The organism is Kribbella sp. NPDC004875 (genome assembly GCF_042873375.1).
GTDB lineage: Bacteria > Actinomycetota > Actinomycetes > Propionibacteriales > Kribbellaceae > Kribbella.
In genome coordinates this window covers 682,917-697,173 of sequence record NZ_JBIALI010000003.1, presented here as the reverse complement: position 1 = coordinate 697,173, position 14,257 = coordinate 682,917, and the positions used below count along the sequence as shown (strand labels likewise).

Below are 14,257 nucleotides of genomic sequence, written 5' to 3'. Positions count from 1 at the left end.
CACACCACCGGGCCGTTGTCACGTCCGGCGCTTGAGGTACCAGCCGATCGTGTTCAGCACGCCCAGCACCAGCCAGAGACCGATCGCCAGCACCGGCGCTCCGGTCCACCCGTACTCGCTGTACTCGCTGGAGTCCGGCTTCAGCAGCACGATCACGATCGTGTCCGCGAGTCCAAGGTAGGCGCAGACGAACGAGGCGACGGTCGTCGGCATGGCCAGTGCGACCAGGACGAGCAGGGCGTAGGCGATGAACAACCAGTTCGCGGCGCTCCCGAGAAGCTCGGCGTCGCGGGTCATGCTGAAGCCGCTGTAGATGCGCAGGCTGTCGCGGCTGTACTCCCGGATCAGCCAGGTCGGCGTCAGCGTGACGAGCACGGCCAGCGCGGTCGCGTAGCCGAGCAGCTGGAAGCGCAGTTGCTCGAAGCCGTTCGAGTCGCGCGGCGGCAAGGGCGCCTTCAGCAGGTCGAGGTTCACGTCGTCAGGCTCGCTCACTCGTCATCCTTGTTCTGCAGTAGTCGTTTCACAGGATCTTCTCAGGTCTGGGGGCTGGACCGGTGGTCGCTGTTCGCGGGTCCGGTTCGATAGGGTCGGGCGCCATGAGCAGCTTCCCGGACGACGTCGAGGCCTACTACGCGGAGCTCGCCGAGCGCCGTGCCTGGCCGGCCGAGACCGTCGCCGCGATCCGGTCCACCGTCGAGCTGATCCGCGACCTGGACCGTGGCACCGCACCCCGCACGTACGGCGCGGTCGCCGACGACCACGGGACCGACTGGCTGTACGAGGCGGTCTGGCACGAGCGCGAATGGGTCGTCATCCGCCAGCTCGCCGTCGGCGAGGACGGCGAGACCACGCGCTACTGGTGGCAGCGCCTCGAGGACGACGAGGGCATGCTCACCGACCAGGCCCTCGACCGCGAGGAATGGGGCCTGCGCCCCCTCACCCGCGAGGACTTCTACACCGCCTGGGACGACCCAGGCTGGTCCCTCACCGCCTGACGCCTACCCCAGCGACCCTCGCAGCGAGACACACACCTCGCCCCAACCGCGCCCGCTGGCCAGTCGCGTTCGAGGGGTTAACCCCGCGAACGTGGGGTTCTGCGTTGGTACGGGAGGAGAGAAGCCAGCGTGCGGGGGGTTAACCCCTCGAAGGCGAACTCGGGTGGGGGAGTCGGGCGGGCGGGACTGGGACGGGCGCTGGAGTACTGGTACGCGTACTGAATGTTCGTGATGCGAGACGGCGCCGTTACCGGGCGGTGATTGTGTGGCAGACTGCAAAACGTCATGAAGCACTATCGGGTGATTATTCGCTAGGCGCGCTCAGCAAGCTGTACCTGAGCGCGCAGACCTCTCGCACCTTGCGGGAGGTTTTTTGTTTGCCCGACAGACCCCTTCCGGAAGGCCGACCATGAGCATCTCGGACGATTTCCACGTCTACGACACCACCTTGCGCGACGGCGCGCAGCAGGAGGGTCTGGCGCTGTCCGTGGCCGACAAGATCGCGATCGCGCAGTACCTGGACGACCTGGGGGTCGGGTTCATCGAGGGTGGCTGGCCGGGGGCGGTGCCGAAGGACACCGAGTTCTTCGAGCGGGCGAAGACCGAGCTGCACCTGCGGAACGCCACCTTCGCGGCGTTCGGCGCGACCTGCAAGCCGGGGACCGGCGCCGCCGACGACCCGCAGGTGGCCGCGCTGCGGGACTCCGGCGCGGACGTCGTCACACTCGTTGCCAAGAGCCACGATGCGCACGTCGAGCGCGCGCTGCGGACGACGCTCGACGAGAACCTGCGGATGGTCGGCGACACGGTCCGGCACCTGCGGGACAACGGTCAGCGGGTGTTCCTCGACACCGAGCACTTCTTCGACGGGTACCGCGCGAACCGCGCGTACGCGCTGGAGGTCGTACGGGTAGCCGCCGAGGCCGGCGCCGACGTCGTCGCCCTCTGCGACACCAACGGCGGCACCCTGCCCAGGGAACTCCAGGACGTGGTCCGGGACGTCCTGGAATCCACCGGGGCCAGGCTCGGCATCCACTGTCACAACGACGCCGGCTGCGCGGTGGCGAACTCGATCGCCGCTGTCGAAGCCGGCGTCACGCACGTCCAGGGCACGATCAACGGGTACGGCGAACGCACGGGCAACGCCGACCTGCTGGCGATCGTCGCGAACCTGGAGCTGAAGCGCGCGATGCGGCTGCTCCCGGACGGCAAGCTCGCGGAGTCGTTCCGGATCGCGCACGCGATCGCCGAGGTGACCAACGTGCCGCCGTCGAACCGGGCGCCGTACGTCGGTCTGTCCGCGTTCGCGCACAAGGCCGGCCTGCACGCCAGCGCGATCAAGGTGGACCCGGACCTCTACCAGCACACGGATCCGGCGCAGGTCGGCAACGACATGCGGATGCTGGTGTCGGAGATGGCCGGCCGGGCGAGTGTCGAGCTGAAGGGCCGCGAGCTCGGGTTCGACCTCGGTAACGACCGGGAGCTGGTCAGCCGGGTAACCGACCGGGTGAAGGAGATGGAGTCCCGCGGGTACACGTTCGAGGCCGCCGACGCGTCGTTCTCGCTGCTGCTGACCGAAGAGGTGACGGGGCAACGAGCGTCGTTCTTCGACGTCGAGTCCTGGCGGGTCATCACCGAGTCGCGCGCCGACGGCGAGGCGGTGTCCGAGTCGACCGTGAAGCTGGTCGCCGGCGGTGAGCGGGAGATCGTCACCGGGGAGGGCAACGGTCCGGTGAACGCGCTCGACCACGCGCTGCGCACCGCGATCGAGCGGGCCTACCCGGTGGTGAACAAGTTCGAGCTGGTCGACTACAAGGTCCGCATCCTCGACCAGGGGCACGGGACGGACGCGGTGATCAGAGTCCTCATCGAGACCGCCGACGGCGAGGGCTCGTGGGTGACGGTCGGCGTCGGGCACAACATCGTCGAGGCGTCCTGGGAAGCTCTGGTCGACGGCATGACCTTCGGTCTGCTGCGTCACAAGGAGGTCGTCCGATGAGCCTGCTCGCCGTCCAGCGCACGGTCACCGTGTTCACCGCCCGCGTGGTGGAGGTCGAGGGGATGCTGGCCCGCATCGCCGTCTTGCTGAACCCGTACGACGTCCGCGAACTCGCCCTGTCACTGGACGCCGGCGAACTCCGGGTCGTCGTCGAGGGCAACGGTTTCGACGCCGGGCGGGTGGCCGCCCGGCTCGCGAAGGTGATCGGCGTCCTCGAGGTGACGGTCAGCTGACCCCGGCGTGATGCGCGAGGATCGCGGCCTGGCCGCGCCTCGTGAGCCGCAGCCTGGCCAGGATCCGGCCGACGTGACTCTTCACGGTGGCTGCAGTCGACACGCGCCTGCATGTCCTCGCCGGTGGCGCCGGTGGCGCCGGCGGCGGGATGGCGATCGGCTGGGAAACAAAAGGTCGCTGGGTGGCATCTTTGTTCCCAACCTTCGACTGGCAGGGGTCGGTGTCGTCGACTCGGGGGATCGGCCGACTGACCGGATAATGACAGCCTGAACTGATCAGTCTGGACTGATGAGTTATGGTGGGCGGTATGGAGATCTCGGCGTCCGCGATGCGTGCGGCCAGTGAGGTGCGGGTCGTCTTCGGGCGGGTCAAGCGGCAGTTGAAGGCGCTCGCGGAGACCGACGACCTGACGCCGTCGCAGTCCTCGGTGCTCAGCCGGCTGGACAAGGACGGGCCGGCGTCGGCGAGCGTGCTCGCCAGTGCCGAGCGTGTGCGGCCGCAGTCGATGGCTGCGATCATCGCCGCCCTGCTCGCGGCGGATCTGATCGAGCGGCATCCCGATCCCGAGGACGGCCGGCGGCAGGTCGTGTCGTTGACGTCGGCCGGCCGGCATCGGCTGCAGGGGGATCGCAAGGTGCGGCAGGAGTGGCTGGCGCGGACCCTGCAGGAGCACTGCACCGAGGCCGAGCGGAAGACGATCATCGAGGCGCTCGCTCTGCTCGATCACGCCGTCGAGGCGGCCGGGCGTTGACGGAGCAGCGCTTCGACCGGCGGCTGATCGCGCCGATGATCGTCGGTTCGTCGCTGAACCCGATCAACTCGTCGATGCTCGCGGTCGCGTTGATCCCGATCGGCGCCGCGTTCGGCGTACCGCCGTCGCAGACCGCGTGGCTGGTGACCGGCCTGTACCTCGCGACCTCGGTCGGTCAGCCGGTGATGGGCCGGCTCGTCGACCTGTTCGGTCCGCGACCGCTCTACCTGATCTCGACGTCGCTCGTCGGCGTCGCCGGTCTGCTCGGCGCACTGGCGCCGAACCTCGGCGTACTGATCGTCTCCCGAGTTCTCCTCGGTCTCGGTACGTCGGCGGCGTACCCGGCCTCGATGTCGTTGATCCGGAGCGAGGCCGACCGGACCGGGATGGAGACGCCCGCGGTCATCCTGAGCAGCCTGTCGATCGCGAACCAGGTGATCGCGGTGATCGGCCCGACGCTCGGCGGCTTGCTGATCGGGCTCGGCGGCTGGCACCTGATCTTCACGATCAACGTCCCGTTGTCCTTGATCTGCGTGGTTCTCGGCGCGCTCTGGCTCCCGCGGACGCCGCGCTCGCGCGTCGCCGGGCAGATCGACTACGCAGGCATCGTGCTGTTCGCGACCACGCTGGTCTCGCTGATGCTGTTCCTGATGCGGCCGCAGGCCTCGCGGTGGTGGCTGGTGGTGCTCGCGGTTGTCCTCGGGGTCGCGTTCGTGACGACCCAGTTGCGAGTCGTTGCCCCGTTCATCGATCTACGGGTGCTCGGCGGCAATCGGCCACTGATCCTGACCTACGCGCGCCAGGTGCTCGCGTTCGTCGGCGCGTACTCGTTCCTCTACGGCTTCACCCAATGGCTCGAGGAGTCGCGGGGCCTGAGCGCATCCAAGGCCGGTCTGCTCCTGCTGCCGCTGTCCCTGGCCGCGGTGCTCTTCACCGCGCTCACCGGTCGCAGTCCGCGGATCCGCGGCAAGCTGATGGCCGGTTGCGTGTTCCTCATCCTGGCGGCGGCCGCTCAGCTGCTGGTCGGCCCGGGTACGCCGATCTGGATCCTGGCCGTGGTCGGCGTCATCGCGGGGATCCCGCAGGGCCTCAACAACCTGGCCAACCAGACTGCCCTTTACAAGCAGGCCGATCCGGCCCGGATCGGCTCGTCCGCCGGTCTACTGCGTACCTGTGTGTACGTCGGTGCGCTGATCTCTGCGGCCGCCAACGCGCACTTCTTCCAGCACGGCGCGACCACGGCCGGACTGCACGACATGGCGATCTTCCTGCTCGTCGTGTCCGGTCTGCTCGCGCTGGTCACCTTCCTGAACCTTCCTGAATAGCTCTGAACAGCCCTGAAGAGAGAGGCTCCTCCGTGTCCGTCACCACCCTTGACCCGAAGACCGCCCTGGTCGTCATCGACCTGCAGAACGGTGTCGCCGCCATCCCGGGCGAGCCGCATGCCACCTCCGACGTGATCGCCAGGACCGTCGAGCTCGCCGACGCGTTCCGCAAGCACGATCTGCCGGTCGTCCTGGTCCGGGTCAGCTTCGCCGCCGACGGTGGCGACCGGCTCACCGGCCGCACCGAGCGGCCGGCCCGCGCCGCCGGCGGGACGATGCCGCCCGGCGCCGACCAGATCGTCGACCAGCTGGCGGGGAACGCCGACGACATCGTCGTCACCAAGCGCAACTGGGGCGCCTTCCACGGCACCGACCTGGACGTCCACCTGCGCCGCCGCGGCATCACACAGATCGTCCTGACCGGCGTCGCCACGAGCATCGGCGTCGAGTCGACGGCGCGGGCGGCGTACGAGCACGGGTACCACGTCACGCTCGCCACCGACGCGATGACCGACATGTCCGCCGCCGCCCACGAGAACTCCCTGACCTGGATCTTCCCCCGCCTCGGCGAGTCCGGGAGCACCGCGGAGATCCTCGAGCTGCTCGGCTGATCTTTCCGCGCCGAATCGATTCCCAAGAGGGCACCGGAGCGGCTAGCGTCGCGATCATTCCTGACCTGGAGGGGGTTTCGATGGCGCTGACTGATCGCGAGCAGGCCGAGGTCGACTCGGCCAACGCGTCCGGTAAGCAACCGGTGGTGTTCGTCCACGGTCTCTGGCTGCTCTCGAGCAGCTGGGACCGGTGGCGGAGGTTGTTCGAGGAGAACGGGTACAGCACGGTCGCCCCGGGGTGGCCGGACGATCCGGAGACGGTCGCGGAGGCCCGCGAGCACCCGGACGTCTTCGCCCACAAGATGGTGCAGGCGGTCACCGATCACTACCTGGACGCCATCCGCGGACTGGACCGGAAACCAGCCGTGATCGGGCACTCGTTCGGCGGGCTGATCGCGCAGAAGATCGCCGGCGAGGGGGCGGCGGCGGTGACGGTGTCGATCGATCCGGCGCCCGGACGCGGCGTGCTGCCGTTGCCGGCGTCGGCGTTGAAGTCCGGGTCGCCGGTGCTCGGCAACCCGGCGAACGCGCGGCGGTCGGTGACGCTGACGTTCGACGAGTTCAAGTACGGGTGGGCCAACGCCCTCGACGAGGACGAGGCGCACCAGCTGTACGACGAGTTCCACGTGGCGGCGTCCGGCGTACCGATCTTCCAGGCCGCCGTCGCGAACCTGAACCCGTTCAGCGAGACGAAGGTCGACTACAAGGCCGAGAACCGCGGGCCGATCCTGCTGGTGTCGGGGGAGAAGGACCACACGGTGCCGCACGCGATCACGCACGCGGCGTACAAGCAGCACGCGAAGAACTCCGGCGTCACCGAGTTCGTCGAACTACCGAACCGCGGCCACTCGCTGGTCATCGACCACGGCTGGGAAGAGGTAGCCCGCACCGCCCTGGACTTCATCCAGAAGCACGGCGCAGCCTGACCTGAAGGAAGGCCCGCGGAGCGGCGAGTTGCACCGCGGGCCTCCCGGATCGGGGGTCAGTCCCAGCTGAGTCCGCTGGAGGACTGGTACTCGATCACTCTGGTCTCGAAGAAGTTCTTCTCCTTCTTCAGGTCCATCACCTCTGACATCCATCCGAAGGGGTTCCGCGTTTCACCGAAGAGCGGAGAAAGTCCGATTTGTTCCGCTCTGCGGTCCGTGATGAAGCGCATGTACTGCTCACAGAGGTCCGCGGTGAGCCCGAGCATGCCGTTCGGCATCGTGGCCCGGCCGTAGGCGACCTCCAGCTCGCAGGCCTCGGCGAGCATCTGCCGGACCTCGGCTTGGAAGGCGGTTGTCCACAGGTGCGGGTTCTCCTGCTTGATCTGGTTGATGCAGTCGATGCCGAAGTTCAGGTGGATCGACTCGTCGCGCAGGATGTACTGGTACTGCTCGGCGATCCCGACCATCTTGTTCCGCCGGCCGAGCGACAGGATCTGCGCGAATCCGGTGTAGAACCACATGCCCTCGAAGACCACGTAGAACGCGATCAGGTCGCGCAGGAACGCGGTGTCGGCCTCCGGTGTCCCGGTGCGGAAGTCCGGGTCCTCCAGGTGCTGGGTGTACTTCAGCGCCCACGCGTCCTTGTCGGAGATCGACGGCACCTCGCGGTACATGTTGAACAGCTCGCCCTCGTCGAGACCGAGCGACGTACAGATGTACTGGAAGGTGTGGGTGTGCACGGCCTCCTCGAACGCCTGGCGGAGCAGGTACTGCCGGCATTCGGGGTTGCTGAGCTGACGGTAGACCGCGAGGACGATGTTGTTCGCGACCAGGGACTCCGCGGTGGCGAAGAAGCCGAGGTTGCGCTTCAGCATCAGCCGCTCGTCCTCGGTCAGACCGTCTTTGGCACCTGGTGCACGCCGCCAGAGCGCAATGTCGGCCTGCATGGACACCTCGGTCGGCATCCAGTGGTTGTTGCACGCGGCGAGGTACTTCTCCCAGGCCCACGTGTATTTCAGGGGCAGCAGCTGGTTCACGTCCGCCCGGGAGTTGATCATCGCCTTGTCGGCGACCTCGACGCGGGCCGCTCCGATCGAAAGAGTGCTCACTGGCAGGCCTCGCAGTCCGGGTCGTCGAGGGAGCAGACCGCTCCGGTGGGTTCGGGAACAGTCACCGGTACGGCGTTCAGCCGGCCGTCGGTGCCTTGCAGTGTGGACTTCTCCACGTGGGTAGCTGACTGGGAACGCAGGTAATACGTCGTCTTGAGTCCATAGCGCCAAGCTGACCGGTAAAGCTCATCCAGCGCGCGGCCGGACGGTTTCGCCATGTAGAGGTTCAGCGACTGCGCCTGGTCGATCCACTTCTGCCGCCGCGACGCTGCCTTCACCAGCCAGAGCGGGTCGATCTCGAACGCCGTCGCGTACAGCTCGCGGAGGTCGGCCGGGATCCGTTCGATCCTGGCGAGCACGCCGTCGTGGTACTTCAGGTCGGACACCATCACCTGGTCCCACAACCCACGGTCCTTGAGGTCGGCGACGAGGTACGGGTTCGCGATCGTGAACTCACCGGACATGTTCGACTTCACGAACAGGTTGCTGTACGTCGGCTCGATCGACTGGCTCACGCCGCAGATGTTGGAGATCGTCGCGGTCGGCGCGATCGCCATCACGTTCGAGTTCCGCATGCCGTTGCTGAGGACCCTCGCCCGCAGGGTCTCCCAGTCCAACCGGGTACTCCGGTCGATAGTCACGTCGCCGCCGCGCGCGGTGTGCAGCAGGTCCAGTGAGTCGATCGGCAGGATCCCGAGGCTCCACAGCGATCCGTCGTACGACGAGTAGCGGCCGCGCTCGGCGGCGAGATCGCTGGACGCCTCGATCGCGTGGTAACTGATCTGCTCCATCGAACGGTCGGCGAACTCGACCGCTGCATCGGACGCGTACTGGATCCGAAGCTTGAACAGTGCGTCGGCGAAGCCCATCAGTCCGAGGCTGATCGGCCGGTGCCGCAGGTTCGACCGCTCCGACTCGGGGGTGGTGTAGAAGTTCACGTCGATGGTGTTGTCGAGCATCCGCACAGCGGCCCGGATGGTGTCCCGGAGCAGGTCGGCGTCGAGGCCGTCCGGCGTCAGGTGCGCGACCAGGTTGACCGAGCCGAGGTTGCAGACCGCGATCTCGTCCGCGCTGGTGTTCAGGGTGATCTCGGTGCACAGGTTGGACGAGTGCACGACGCCGGCGTGCTGCTGCGGCGACCGCAGGTTGCTCGGGTCCTTGAACGTGATCCACGGATGCCCGGTCTCGAACAGCACGGTCAGCATCCGCCGCCAGAGATCGACCGCCTTGACCTGCTTGAACACCCGGATCTCACCGCGATCTGCCGCCGCCTCGTAGCCACGGTAGGCGTCGGCGAACGCCGGCCCGTACAGATCGTGCAGATCCGGCACCTCATCCGGCGAGAACAACGTCCACTCACCATCGGCCTCGACCCGCTGCATGAACAGATCAGGCACCCAGTTCGCCGTGTTCATGTCATGCGTCCGCCGCCGCTCGTCCCCGGTGTTCTTCCGCAGATCCAGAAACTCCTCGATATCGATATGCCACGTCTCGAGGTACGCACACACAGCGCCCTTCCGCTTTCCGCCGTTGTGGGCGAGCCCGGCGACAGTCATGTAGGACTCGTCGACCTCGACCTCCAGGTCGTGGACGACTGGAACTGTCGGGGTAGGGCGAACCTCGCGCAGCCGGGAGAAGACCATTCCTTCGTGTGCGATCCAGTTGAGCTTCTGGATGGGAGTCACACCCACGAGTTCGGCAATACCGGGTACAGCGGGAATGCGGAGGTCGTAGGCATGCACAGGCTTCGAGAAGCTGATCTCCGATCCGTCGGAGCGACGCCCGACGTGCTCGCCCTCCCGCAACCGGTACTGTCCTGCGGCCGGAATCCCGAGCCGGAGCAGTTGATAGCGCAGGTCCATCGCGAGCCGTCTGGACGTGCTCGTGAAGTAGATTTCCTTGCCGCGTGACACACCGCCATCGGTCTCCAGGAGTCCACGGATGAGTTCGCGGGTCTGATCGAAAGGCAGGTGCGCGAAACGGCGGGCGATGTGTTTGCGCCGCTGTCCGTCGTACAGATCGTCGGCGACGAACGGCATGGTCGCCTCGCCCGGTCCGGCGATGCGCCCCGTCGCCGGATCCCTTCTGGGGCCTCGGCCTGCCGCCCAGTGGATCTGGGCGTAGGTGTCGCCCCTGCCGTTCTCCCAGAAATGGATGCCACGGGAGGTTAGGTATTCGCGGACGAAGGAAAGATGGGTGTCGTTTTGTGGGTTGCCCGAGACGCCCCACTGGTTGCCGTCGTTGGAGAGGTGTCCGTCGCCGAGGAGGACGCCGTACAGGCGGGCATCGTCGGTGGTCAGGCCGCTGACCGGCGCGACCTCCTGAGGGACCACCTGTCCTACGTAATCGCCTTTGGCGAGCATTCCGGCTTCCGCCCAGGCCGCTTGGACCTTGCCTTTGGCCAGCCACTCAAGGGTTCGCTCGTTGGACTGCTCAACGGGTACGCCCTGGATCGCGTAGAACGGGTGACCGGCGGTCACCGTGAGCGGTTCGATCGAGTGCTCTACGTCGATCTGCACCATCGTGTCGTCCTGGTCGTACATGAAGGTCTTCGTGACCTCGCGATAGACACCGCTTGCGCCGAGAACCAGATCCCCGACCTTGATCTCGCTGATCGCGGTTGGACCGTTGGCTGTGTAGACGAGAGTGTCCGGCGCGAAGCACTGATTCACTGCTACGGCGGTGTCGTTGGCGATCTTGAGGAAGGGGACGACGCCTTGGGACTCGCCGTTGGTGCCTTGGATGCCGGCGCCGATGCCGCGGACCGGGGTCCAGTCGTTGCCGAGGCCGCCGGAGTACTTCGCCAGCAGGGCGTTGTTGCGGATGCCGGTGAAGATCTGGGAGAGGTCGTCCTCGACGGTGGTGAGGAAGCAGGCGGACAGCTGGGCCCTGGTGGTGCCGGAGTTGAAGAGGATCGGGGTCGAGGTCATGAAACGGAAGGAGCTGATGACCTCGTAGAACTCGATCGCCTTCGCGTCCCGGTTGTCCTCGCGGAGCGCGATGCCCATCGCGACTCGTAGGAAGAGCGCCTGGGGGAGCTCGAAGCGGACCTTGTCGATGTGCAGCAGGTAGCGGTCGTAGAGCGTCTGCAGACCGAGGAACGTGAAGTCCAGGTCCCGCTCCGGCTTGATCGCCGCGGCGAGCCGGGCGAGGTCGAAGCGGCCGAGCTCCGGGTCGAGGTGCCCGGCCTCGATCCCGAGCTGGATGTAGCGCGGGAAATAGTCGACGTACGCGTCGGTCATGTCGGACTGGCTGGCCTGGCGTGGTTCGCCGTGGACGCGGCCGAGTGTTTCGCGGCGGATCTTGTCCAGCAGCAGGCGTGCGGCGGCGAAGCTGTACTGCGGCTCGGTCTCGACGTACGACCGGGCGGCCATCACCAGCGCGAGCTCGACCTCGTGCTGCGCGATGCCGTCGTAGCAGGCGCCGAGGGTCTCGTTCAGGATCAGCTCGGGGTCGACCGCGTCGAGACCGGCGGCTGCCTCGGCGACGACCACCTTGAGACGGTCGACGTCGAGCGGGGACCGGCTGCCGTCGGCGGCGCGCACGGTCGGTGCCGGCTTCTCGGCGACGCCGGACGCGCCGGCTGGGGTGCGGGCCTTGGTGCGCTCCTCGCGGTAGAGCACGTAGGCACGGGCGACCTGGTGCTCACCGGCGCGCATCAGCGCCAGCTCGATCTGGTCCTGGATGTCCTCGACCTGCACGCTGCGCCGCCCGGACAGCGAATTCAGACCGCGGCTGGTCAGGGCGCCGACGACCCGGCCGGTCAGGTCGGTCACCAGGTCCTGGACCCGGTGGGTGGTGGCCGCGTCGGAGCCCTCGACGGCGAGGAACGCCTTGGTCAAGGCGACGGAGATCTTGGTGGCGTCGAACGGAGTACTGCTGGCGTCGCGGCGGACGACGGTCAGCTCGATCTCCCGGTCCGTCGCCAGGGGCGATGAGGAAGAAGCAATGGTCACAGGTGTGCGCTCCAGAAGTGTTCGGAGACCCGGGACCACGCGAGCAGGCGCACGACGAGACCGGCAGCACCGGCCGGAAAGACTGTCGTCACGCCCTGCGACCCACCCGCGAGATCTCGGACTGCGTGCACCGGCGGTGCACGCGCCGGTGGCAGGTACTCGGACTCGCGGAGGGTCTCCGCTCACCGTTGCGGGGCAGTCCCGGAGTCGCACCGGATTCCCCTGTTGCCTCGGAGTGACCCACATGTTGTGCCATCGATCACTCCGAACCACCAGCAGTAGAGATGCTAAGCCGATGTATCTAGATCTAGTGGTAGCGCAACGTCGCGTGTCGCACATCTTGTGGTCCTCACGCCGCCACGGCATACAGATCCTGGAGCGTCATGATCTCCGATCCGTGATGGATCAGCTCGCGATTGAGGCGCAGTACGACGTGACCGAACGGCTCGGCCGCGTCGAGTTCGTTGGCCTGACTGAGGCCGACCGTGGTCACCGCGTCCTCGTCGAGGCCGGCGATCGCGTCCTGCCAGGCCTCGACCCAGTGCGTCAGCCAGGCCACCGCGTCCCGCGCGTTGCCGTGCAAGGTGATGTCCGCGCGGCCCTGCCGGCTCTCACCGAACGTCCACTCCCAGCGCTCGAAGAACGTCTCGGTCAGGTGCGCGATCAGCCAGGCGATCGTCCGCGGGCCGCGATGGTCGGGCTCGTCCGGCCACTGCGCGACCCACTCCCCGGACCCGAGTGCGCGGAAATGTCCCGCATAGTGCCGCCGGACGACGGTGAGCGCCTCGCTGCTCGGGCGCCAGAAGTACTGCTCGTCGGTCAGTCGGGCCAGCCGCCCGGACAGGACCATCCAGCTGAAGCCGAGCTGGCCACGAACCATGGCCATCGCCGATGGCCGCTGCAGGATGTCCCAGTCGAACGGCTCCGGCATCACGACTCCCCTGTACGATCGAACATATGTTCGAATTCTTGCTCGTCGGGAGACGGAAAGTCAAACCACCTAGCGTGTCGGTCGTGGCCTCGACGGGACTGGTCTGCTAGGTGGTTCGATCCGGGTGTCGGCGGCCGGGCTCGCGAAGCGGCGCTCGAGCAGTGTGAACGCGTCGATCAGTTCGGGTGCCTCGTAGACACGGTTCCGCCGGCCGTCGGTGACCTCGCGCAGGATCCGCGCCTCGACCAAGCGGGCGAGGCCCTGGTTCGCGGCCTGCTGGGAGCGGTCGATGAGCTGCGCCGCGGCGGCGAGCGTGAGGACCGGCGCGGCCGGCAGTGCCTCGATCAGCCGTTCGGTCGCCGAGCCCGCCCGGACCGGCGCGGCGCGTTCCCGCCAGGCAGCCTTCAGGTCGACGGCCGTCTGCTCGAAACGCGCGGCCTCGGCGGTCGCGTGCGTGCAGGCCATCGCGAACATCCGCAGCCACGGATTGGCGGCCGCTCGTGCCTTCGCGGTCGTCGAGCGTCCGACGTACCGGAACGCGGTCAGGGTGTCGACGTACTCCGTCGCGTGGGTGGCGAGCGCCAGCGAGACCGGCGGCACGGTGCGGGTCACGAGGCCGTCGGCGCGCAGGATCAGGTGGATCAGGGCCCGTCCGGTCCGGCCGTTGCCGTCGGCGAACGGGTGGATGGTCTCGAACTGGGCGTGCGCGATCGCGGTCTTGGCGAGCACCGGCAGCGGCGACTCGCGAACGAAGGTCATCAGGTCCGCGAGCAGTTCCGGAATCAGTTGCGCCGGCGGCGGGACGTAGTACGCCTCGGCGGGGGAGCGGCCACCGATCCAGTTCTGCAGGTAGCGGACCTCGCCGCCGTACTCCGGGGTCGGCGACTGGGCCATCAGGAGCCGGTGTGCCTCGAGCAGATGGTCGACCTCGAGTTTGTCGCCGGCCTGGACGGACTCGGTCACCCAGGTCATCGCGTCGACCGCGCCGAGCACCTCCTCGGCCGTGACGTCGCGCGCGCGGTCTCGCAGTACGTCGGCCTTCAACAGGCGGCGGGCCCCGACGACGAGACCCTCGATGTGGGACGAGCCGACCGCCTCGGCGCGCAGCAGGAGCCGCGCGAGCGCCTCGCTGTTGGTCAGTACGGCGGCCGTCGCGTCCAGGCGGGCGAGATCGCCGGCGGCGTCCTCGAGAACCGCGAGAACGTCGTCGCTCAGGTCGAACTCCCGGCCGACCAGTGGGTCCGGGAAGTACAGCTCGTACGACCCGCCCAGCCGCTCGGCCCGGGTGAACCCGTCGGGGTGTCCGGGCCAGCGGTGCAACTCCACGCGTGCCATACCCTTATTCAACCTTATCCATAAACCTTGAACAAGACCTGTGGATGGGAGCGTACGGGCCCGTGGACCCGATTGTGGGCAGACT

At 67.6% G+C, this 14,257-nt stretch carries 12 protein-coding genes and 1 riboswitch; of the genes, 7 read left to right on the top strand and 5 right to left on the bottom strand.

Annotated elements, in window-relative coordinates; all coding sequences use genetic code 11:
* Nucleotides 1-18: 18 nt before the first annotated feature.
* Nucleotides 19-492, bottom strand: coding sequence for a hypothetical protein (locus ACFYRH_RS20535; RefSeq protein WP_387777216.1), 474 nt, complete (start codon nucleotides 490-492; stop codon nucleotides 19-21).
* Between the two features lie 104 nt (nucleotides 493-596).
* On the opposite strand from ACFYRH_RS20535, the gene ACFYRH_RS20530 reads away from it, so the two are divergent.
* The 7 genes from ACFYRH_RS20530 to ACFYRH_RS20500 all read left to right on the top strand — a co-directional run bounded on the left by ACFYRH_RS20530 (nucleotide 597) and on the right by ACFYRH_RS20500 (nucleotide 6,841).
* On the top strand, nucleotides 597-995 hold the full coding sequence (locus ACFYRH_RS20530) for a hypothetical protein (RefSeq protein ID WP_387777213.1): 399 nt from the start codon (nucleotides 597-599) through the stop codon (nucleotides 993-995).
* A 409-nt stretch (nucleotides 996-1,404) separates the two neighbouring features.
* Nucleotides 1,405-2,994: a citramalate synthase gene (gene cimA / locus ACFYRH_RS20525; RefSeq protein ID WP_387777210.1), complete on the top strand. Its 1,590-nt coding sequence runs from the start codon at nucleotides 1,405-1,407 to the stop codon at nucleotides 2,992-2,994.
* Nucleotides 2,991-3,227, top strand: a complete 237-nt coding sequence (locus tag ACFYRH_RS20520) for a hypothetical protein (protein WP_387777207.1) — start codon at nucleotides 2,991-2,993, stop codon at nucleotides 3,225-3,227. The genes cimA and ACFYRH_RS20520 overlap by 4 nt, the downstream gene beginning before the upstream one ends.
* Nucleotides 3,228-3,535: 308 nt before the next feature.
* Complete coding sequence (locus tag ACFYRH_RS20515; protein WP_387777204.1) at nucleotides 3,536-3,979, top strand: MarR family winged helix-turn-helix transcriptional regulator; 444 nt, start codon at nucleotides 3,536-3,538, stop codon at nucleotides 3,977-3,979.
* Nucleotides 3,976-5,304, top strand: coding sequence for an MFS transporter (locus ACFYRH_RS20510; RefSeq protein ID WP_387777201.1), 1,329 nt, complete (start codon nucleotides 3,976-3,978; stop codon nucleotides 5,302-5,304). Before ACFYRH_RS20515 ends, ACFYRH_RS20510 begins: the two co-directional genes overlap by 4 nt.
* A 32-nt stretch (nucleotides 5,305-5,336) precedes the next feature.
* The gene (locus ACFYRH_RS20505; RefSeq protein ID WP_387777198.1) at nucleotides 5,337-5,915 is read left to right on the top strand and encodes an isochorismatase family protein; all 579 of its coding nucleotides are present in this window, start codon (nucleotides 5,337-5,339) and stop codon (nucleotides 5,913-5,915) included.
* An 80-nt stretch (nucleotides 5,916-5,995) separates the two neighbouring features.
* Entirely contained in the window at nucleotides 5,996-6,841 is an 846-nt protein-coding gene (locus ACFYRH_RS20500) for an alpha/beta hydrolase (RefSeq protein ID WP_387777195.1), read from the top strand.
* A gap of 56 nt (nucleotides 6,842-6,897) precedes the next feature.
* Here the strand turns inward: ACFYRH_RS20500 and ACFYRH_RS20495 are convergent, their stop codons facing one another.
* The 4 genes from ACFYRH_RS20495 to ACFYRH_RS20480 all read right to left on the bottom strand — a co-directional run bounded on the left by ACFYRH_RS20495 (nucleotide 6,898) and on the right by ACFYRH_RS20480 (nucleotide 14,172).
* Nucleotides 6,898-7,956 carry a ribonucleotide-diphosphate reductase subunit beta gene (locus ACFYRH_RS20495; protein ID WP_387778310.1) on the bottom strand — a complete coding sequence of 353 codons (1,059 nt, stop codon included), beginning with the start codon at nucleotides 7,954-7,956 and terminating at the stop codon, nucleotides 6,898-6,900.
* Nucleotides 7,947-11,906 carry a ribonucleoside-diphosphate reductase subunit alpha gene (locus ACFYRH_RS20490; RefSeq protein WP_387777192.1) on the bottom strand — a complete coding sequence of 1,320 codons (3,960 nt, stop codon included), beginning with the start codon at nucleotides 11,904-11,906 and terminating at the stop codon, nucleotides 7,947-7,949. The genes ACFYRH_RS20495 and ACFYRH_RS20490 overlap by 10 nt, the downstream gene beginning before the upstream one ends.
* A gap of 132 nt (nucleotides 11,907-12,038) precedes the next feature.
* Nucleotides 12,039-12,195: riboswitch (cobalamin riboswitch) on the bottom strand.
* Between the two features lie 60 nt (nucleotides 12,196-12,255).
* Nucleotides 12,256-12,837 carry a DinB family protein gene (locus ACFYRH_RS20485; protein ID WP_387777189.1) on the bottom strand — a complete coding sequence of 194 codons (582 nt, stop codon included), beginning with the start codon at nucleotides 12,835-12,837 and terminating at the stop codon, nucleotides 12,256-12,258.
* 69 nt (nucleotides 12,838-12,906) lie between these two features.
* Complete coding sequence (locus ACFYRH_RS20480) at nucleotides 12,907-14,172, bottom strand: Fic family protein (RefSeq protein WP_387777186.1); 1,266 nt, start codon at nucleotides 14,170-14,172, stop codon at nucleotides 12,907-12,909.
* Nucleotides 14,173-14,257: the final 85 nt, after the last annotated feature.

Bases quoted from the DNA above. Each gene is read 5' to 3' on its own strand.
- ACFYRH_RS20520 (WP_387777207.1), top strand. From the start codon at position 2,991: ATGAGCCTGCTCGCCGTCCAGCGCACGGTCACCGTGTTCACCGCCCGC.
- cimA (WP_387777210.1), top strand. From the start codon at position 1,405: ATGAGCATCTCGGACGATTTCCACGTCTACGACACCACCTTGCGCGAC.
- ACFYRH_RS20515 (WP_387777204.1), top strand. From the start codon at position 3,536: ATGGAGATCTCGGCGTCCGCGATGCGTGCGGCCAGTGAGGTGCGGGTC.
- ACFYRH_RS20480 (WP_387777186.1), bottom strand. From the start codon at position 14,172: ATGGCACGCGTGGAGTTGCACCGCTGGCCCGGACACCCCGACGGGTTC.
- ACFYRH_RS20485 (WP_387777189.1), bottom strand. From the start codon at position 12,837: ATGCCGGAGCCGTTCGACTGGGACATCCTGCAGCGGCCATCGGCGATG.
- ACFYRH_RS20500 (WP_387777195.1), top strand. From the start codon at position 5,996: ATGGCGCTGACTGATCGCGAGCAGGCCGAGGTCGACTCGGCCAACGCG.
- ACFYRH_RS20530 (WP_387777213.1), top strand. From the start codon at position 597: ATGAGCAGCTTCCCGGACGACGTCGAGGCCTACTACGCGGAGCTCGCC.